The 6,210-nt window shown below is 38.7% G+C and carries 6 protein-coding genes; 4 read left to right on the top strand and 2 right to left on the bottom strand.

Annotation, left to right across the window (positions count from 1 at the left end):
- Together HGG78_RS18230 and HGG78_RS18225 are read left to right on the top strand one after the other, a co-directional pair.
- A partial coding sequence (locus HGG78_RS18230; protein WP_254068258.1) for a hypothetical protein occupies window positions 1–278 on the top strand: 278 nt, incomplete at its 5' end.
- Window positions 250–1,002, top strand: coding sequence for a nucleotidyl transferase AbiEii/AbiGii toxin family protein (locus tag HGG78_RS18225; protein WP_172533755.1), 753 nt, complete (start codon window positions 250–252; stop codon window positions 1,000–1,002). The genes HGG78_RS18230 and HGG78_RS18225, both read left to right, overlap by 29 nt.
- Before the next feature lie 198 nt (window positions 1,003–1,200).
- Here the strand turns inward: HGG78_RS18225 and HGG78_RS18890 are convergent, their stop codons facing one another.
- A complete protein-coding gene (locus tag HGG78_RS18890) occupies window positions 1,201–1,596 on the bottom strand; it encodes a hypothetical protein (RefSeq protein WP_206356622.1) in 396 nt (131 codons plus the stop codon).
- Between the two features lie 843 nt (window positions 1,597–2,439).
- On the opposite strand from HGG78_RS18890, the gene HGG78_RS18215 reads away from it, so the two are divergent.
- Both HGG78_RS18215 and HGG78_RS18210 read left to right on the top strand, forming a co-directional pair.
- Window positions 2,440–2,784, top strand: a complete 345-nt coding sequence (locus HGG78_RS18215; protein WP_172533754.1) for a hypothetical protein — start codon at window positions 2,440–2,442, stop codon at window positions 2,782–2,784.
- On the top strand, window positions 2,750–3,247 hold the full coding sequence (locus HGG78_RS18210) for a hypothetical protein (RefSeq protein ID WP_172533753.1): 498 nt from the start codon (window positions 2,750–2,752) through the stop codon (window positions 3,245–3,247). The genes HGG78_RS18215 and HGG78_RS18210 overlap by 35 nt, the downstream gene beginning before the upstream one ends.
- A 193-nt stretch (window positions 3,248–3,440) precedes the next feature.
- Here HGG78_RS18210 and HGG78_RS18205 read toward each other — a convergent pair whose 3' ends face one another.
- Entirely contained in the window at window positions 3,441–3,836 is a 396-nt protein-coding gene (locus HGG78_RS18205; protein ID WP_046029814.1) for a DUF3465 domain-containing protein, read from the bottom strand.
- Window positions 3,837–6,210: the final 2,374 nt, after the last annotated feature.

Below are 6,210 nucleotides of genomic sequence, written 5' to 3'. Positions count from 1 at the left end.
AATCTATACTTAAGGTAGCTACATTTTTTGGGTACACTCATATGACAGAGATGATTGGAGTATTTATGGGAAACATTAATAGAACTCATTATCATGAACTAAATCTGCTTCTTTGGGATATGCACAAGAAATTCATTGCGCCTAAGACTGCATTTGAACTATACGAAAAACGTTGGGGATATGTGGATAAAGACAAACTTACAGCCAAAGAAAAAAATCTAATCAACCTACTTATTAAAGAATTTGGTAATGGCTGCTTTATGCCAGCAACACATTGATATGTCTAGATATAACCTACAACATCATAAAATTATAGAATCAGCGTTAAATAATTTTGACGCTGATTTTTTTTGCGCAAACAACATAATTTTCGGCGGTGGGACTCGCATAGCTCTTGAGCTTGATGAGTACCGCGAGTCAATTGACATTGATTTTCTTTGTCCAAACAAGGACTCGTATCGAGCAGTTCGTGGGACTGTAGATAACATTCAACTCAATGAGCTTGTAACCACTGAATTTGAATATGCTCGTGAAATACGTTCTGATCGTGACGCAGTAAGGACTGTCATAAAGCACGCTGACACATTCATAAAACTCGAATTTGTTAGCTTCGCAGATTATGACCTTGCGTTTGACTTCGATAAGGATAGATTTCCCGTCCCATTTTTGGACAAGCAATCGTGCTTCTACACTAAACTTCTAGCTAACAGTGATAGAAAACTACAAGAGCCATATAAAGATATTTTTGACATCCTTGCAATGTATGCAGCTTGGGGAAAAATCCCTGAACAAGCAATTGAATCTGCAGAAGAATACTACAGTAAAAGAGCGATTATTCCTGATTTAATAAGAGCACTACAAGATATTGTTGATAATGAAGATAAATACTTCCGAGCTGCAAAGAATGTAAAAATGAAAGCAAATTGGGCAGAGGATATTATCAAGATACAAGCGCCCAAATTATTGGACGAAATGAAAGAACTACTCACTTCAAGACAATAAGATTTTTCAATACCCAAATCCGCTTAATGCGGATTTTTTCACAGTACAATGTGCAAACTAACGCCCAATTAAGGGGTGAACAACGCCTCCACCCAAACCTAAAGCATTGTGCCATAAACACTAAATTTGCAGTAGAAGCAAAAATGCCGAGCGTTGTGAATCCCTCTTAAATTGCTTGTTATAAAACTTTTAAGCGCGCTACTTCAACGAGTTCCCATCCCACAAATGCTCAGGATCAGGTAAAAAAGTAACACCACAACCTATGCCGTTAGGATTGTAATTTTGAACAGATACCAACCAACCACCGGGAACTTTTGTTCTATATGACTTCTGAACACCACCAACATTTTTCAGTGTTTCCCAATCTAGAGTTGCTTCTCCGCGTACTCTTTTGAAACGCAATTGTTCTGCATTATATTTTTTTGTTTCGGACCAGAGTTTTAATGCTTTGTCTTTTGTGTGAGCTTTAGTACTTTCACAGACAACAGCGAAACCATCCTGCTGTAATCTTCTGATTTGATCACCAGCGTAATCGTCAACTATATCTACCGCAATTGAGATATCATCTTTTTCTAAAATAATGTATTCATTCACGTCATTTCTCACCTAGTTTTATAACGCCGCGTTAAGTGGTGAGCAACGCGACCACAATCCTAAACCATTGCGCCTTAAACACAAAACTCAACCTAGAGCCGAAACTCCCAAGCGTTGGGAATCCGTCTTAAACGCCTAGTTAGCTGCTGCACTTTCGCTAGCGAATTACGCCAAAATGCCTAATTTGAAACACATTATTGCTTTCAAACGACAAAGTAAAACGGACAGCTGTGAAATTAAAACCCAATCCACGAAATGCGCTTGGCAAAGAAGAAATGGCCGAATAAATCACCATTCCTGAGCTCGGTAATTTGCAAAGAATTCTATCGAAAAAGCCAACGACAAAGCACACGAAACGAATTTAGGCATTCATGAATTTCAACACCAAAGAAACCGCGTCACCGAACTTAACAAACACAACACTTCCCGTAAGCAGACTTCGTTAAGTTCAAACACTTCCCGAAAAGTGCCACTGGCGAGATAGTTGAGAAGCTGAGATTTATCCGGTGTGTAGCTAGAAAACCGAAAGCCTTTCCACCCTAAACTCACAGCCTTTCTTAACCCCAGCTAACGCCCAATTAAGGGGTGAGCAACGCTACCACCCGACCTAAAGCATTGTACCGTAAACACTAAATTTGAAGTAGAAGCAAAAATGCCAAGCGTTGGGAATCCCTCTTAAATTGTTTGTTAACTGCCTGAATATGTAGGCTCATTATGCAATTACAACCTTTATGTACAACCTAGTATTTAGTGATCTTTGTTCAGATTTATAACTCATTGGTTTTGAAGAGTATACAACTGAGATAGTATCAGGCCAACTAGATAATTTATTGGTAAAATCCTATGAAAGGTGATTTTTGCAATATAAAAAACTTTACGCCAACTTCAAGAACTCTTGAAGGTATTAATGACATGAACAACGTTATTCAAATGAGTAACTATCTGGAAAATATCATAAATCTATTGCCATTTTATCAAATTTTTGCGGGGCGTAATTCTTATGCTGGTGTAGCAATAACCTCAGCAGGTTGGAACGCATATACATACGATTGGAAAAGCTTTTCAGAAGCAATCATGGCGATACCACAAATAAAAAGAGAAAGACTTGAGTATATTTCTTACAACCAGATGCTTTACGCAAAAGGAAAAGATTATGATTTTTGGAAATGTGTTTACAACTCATTTTAAATTAATACCACTGTTATTAACTAGCTTGCTTTACTCTAGTACTTCTTTAGCATCATTTATTGAAGGTAAGCAAGATTTACAGTTTGATCTTGCTAATAAATATCAAGCTCTAGATAAAAAAATGAAAGAATGTTCAACTCTGAAAAAACGTCCTGTGACAATAGATGACCCTTGGTTAAAGTCACTACCGGAACAAACACAAAGGATAGTTTTATTTGAGCTTTACAAAAAAGCTCAAAAGCGCTGCTCACAAAGTGAAGAAACTGCATATATTGCAGCAGCTGTTGAATTGGCAATCATTGGAGAAGAACAGCCATTAAATGAGTATATAAAACTAAGGACGTATGACTCCATTGACCCTGAAGGAGTAAAAATCATAGAAAAACTTGATGAAAAAGAACTTAAACGAGTTTCTCAACTTCATCAGTATCAATACCCATTTGATTTATTCTCACCTTTTTAATTACATTACTTCCTCAAAACATCCTTAGATTTGAGGAAGTATCTTCCGTTGGCTAAAGCAGTTAACGCCCAATTAAGGGGTGAGCAACGCTACCACCCAACCTAAAACATTGTACCGTAACCACTAAAATTGAAGTAGAAGCAAAAATGCCAAGCGTTGGGAATCCCTCTTAAATTGTTTGTTATGTGAATTATTACTCATACTTTTTACCGTTGTGCTTTAACCAACCATGCGGGTGTCTATTATTAGGATCGTGATGTGTCCAATGCATTACACCGCCCTTTTTGTTCCATTCATATTCACCGTAAAATTGAACTCGATCGCCTACTCTTAGATTAGGAATCCTAGGCGCAAGATCGATATTATGAGCAACAAGTAAGGTTTGCTTATTATTAAGTCTTAGAATGAATTTTTGATGCCGACTTCCATCATTATCATCGGGCAACAAACGAATTACAGTACCTGAGCCTTGAACTTGAAGATCATTTTGTTGATTTTCGTATGCCTGTTTCAATTTGTGATCATTGGCTTGAGTTCCAACTGAAATCAGGCACAAAGCTGCCACAAATATTGCTAATAACTTCTTCATATACTCAAATTCCTTTAATTCACATAACGCCCAATTAAGTGGTGAACAACGCACTGGCCAAGCCGCTGCATTGCACCGTAAAGCACTTTACCTGACGCATAGTAAAACTGCCACGCGTTGAGAATCCACTTGAATTGCTTGTTATGTGAATTTTACCGTGAATTCAAAGTAAACCACCGTAGAAATAAAGAAATTTGAATAAGTTACGTACAAAAATGATGCTTACCAAAACCTAAATTTCACAGCGACCTTAGCCAAAGAGAGCCACTTACAGAATCGACAACAAAGAAAGCGCCCTTTCGGCAACCGCTAAATTTTTTGCGTCACCAGATTTTCAGAGCTGAATGTCAGCAAGAAAACCAGTCAAAAGGACATTTCAATTAAAGCGATTTGAAACCGACGAAACTCAACACAAGCCAGATCCAAAACTTAATTGAGGCAGCCCAAGAACCTTGAAAACGATTAATCTCAGGTTGTCCAAGGATCCATTTAGACCAAGCCAACTTGCCGAAAAAACGGAACGAATTCTCAATAAAATCGTAGAATTAACCTCAAAAACTCATCAAACACATAACGCCCAATTAAGTGGTGAACAACGCACTGGCCAAGCCGCTGCATTGCACCGTAAAACACTTAACCTAACGCATAGTAAAACTGCCACGCGTTGAGAATCCACTTGAATTGCTTGTTATGTGAATGTAACCGTGAATTCAAAGTAAACCACCGTAGAAATGAAGATATTTGAATAAGTTACGTACAAAAACGATGCTTACTAAACCCTAAATCTCACAGCGATCTTAGCCAAAGAGAGCCACTTACAGAATCAACAACAAAGAAAGCGCTCTTTCAGCCACAACAAACCCTTTTGCGTCACCAGATTTTCAGGGCTGAACTTCAGCAAGTGGATCAGTCAAAAAAGCATTTTAATTTAAGCGATTTGAAACTGACGAAACTCAACACAAACCAGATCCAAAACTTAATTGAGGCAACCAAAGAACCTTGAAAACGATCAATCTCAGGTTGTTCAAGAATCCATTTCGACCAAGCCAACCTGCCGAAAACACAGAGCGAATTCTCAATGAAATCGTAGAGTTAACCTCAAAAACTCATCAAACACATAACGCTGCGTTAAGTGGTGAGCAACGCGACCACAATCCTAAACCATTGCACCTTAAACACAAAACTCAACCTAGAGCCGAAACTCCCAAGCGTTGGGAATCCGTCTTAAACGCCTAGTTAGCTGCTGCACTTTCGCTAGCAAATTACGCCAAAATGCCTAATTTGAAACGCATTATTGCTTTCAAACGGCAAAGTAAAACGGACAGCTGTGAAATTAAAACCCAATCCACGAAATGCGCTTGGCAAAGAAGAAATGACCGAGAAAATTACCATTCCTGAGCTCGGTAATTTACAAAGAATTCTATCGAAAAGCCAACAATAGAGCACACGCAACGAGTTTAGGCATTCATGAATTTCAACAGCAAAGAAGCCGCGCCAACGAACTTAACAAACACAACTCTTCCCGTAAGCAGACTTCGTTAAGTTCAAACACTTCCCGAAAAGTGCCACTGGCGAGATAGTTGAAAAGCTGAGATTTGTCTGGTGTGTAGCTAGAAAACAGAAAGCCTTTCCACCCTAAATTCACCGTTTTTCTTAACCCCAGCTAACGCCGCGTTAAGTGGTGAACAACGCGACCACTGTACCTAAACCATTGTGCCATAAACACTAAAGCTGATTCGAACTAAAAATGCCAAGCGTTGTGAATCCGTCTCAAACGCTTTGTTAGGCTAATTCTGCCTGAAGTTCTTGAATACATGTTTGGCCTTGTTGTAAATAAAACTTAGAACCACACCGACAACGACAAACAGGCCAAAGTCGATAACAGCTAGTTTAAGACTGAATGTATCTGAAAACAGGTTATAGTTGAACCCCAATTGTGAACCGATAAATTTGGCTAAAAAAACTGTAGCGATGATTAGAAGTATATTCACTTTTTACCTGCTCAATTGACTTGAATTAGAATTCTACAGCACATACTACTTTTGCTCACGTCTCAGGCAAGATAGCAGGTCTCGATTTCTCTTGAAATGGGGATGAAATATGAATTTCACCGCTATTAGCCTAACGCCCTGTTAAGGTGTGAGCAGCGCAATGCAGAAGCTACCGCATACCACCTTAAACACTACACACAACGCATAGTAAAAATGCCATGCGTTGCGAATCACTCTTAAACAGTTTGTTAGGCTTCTTGGATTCAAGTACGAAGTGCGACACCTCTGAACATAAAAACAGTGAGATGCGATAATCATGAAGTTTGCTCCCGCCAAGAAGTAAAAAACATGAAATACACGCACCTCACTGAGAACGAAAGGTA

It is taken from the genome of Vibrio aestuarianus (genome assembly GCF_012395185.1).
In the GTDB taxonomy this organism is placed as follows: Bacteria; Pseudomonadota; Gammaproteobacteria; order Enterobacterales; family Vibrionaceae; genus Vibrio; species Vibrio aestuarianus.
Note: the sequence above shows the minus strand (reverse complement) of the source record. Positions and strands in the feature narration are given on the sequence as shown.

Excerpts from the sequence above, each read along its gene's own strand:
- HGG78_RS18225 (WP_172533755.1), top strand. The coding sequence starts at position 250 with ATGGCTGCTTTATGCCAGCAACACATTGATATGTCTAGATATAACCTA.
- HGG78_RS18215 (WP_172533754.1), top strand. The coding sequence starts at position 2,440 with ATGAAAGGTGATTTTTGCAATATAAAAAACTTTACGCCAACTTCAAGA.
- HGG78_RS18210 (WP_172533753.1), top strand. The coding sequence starts at position 2,750 with ATGATTTTTGGAAATGTGTTTACAACTCATTTTAAATTAATACCACTG.
- HGG78_RS18205 (WP_046029814.1), bottom strand. The coding sequence starts at position 3,836 with ATGAAGAAGTTATTAGCAATATTTGTGGCAGCTTTGTGCCTGATTTCA.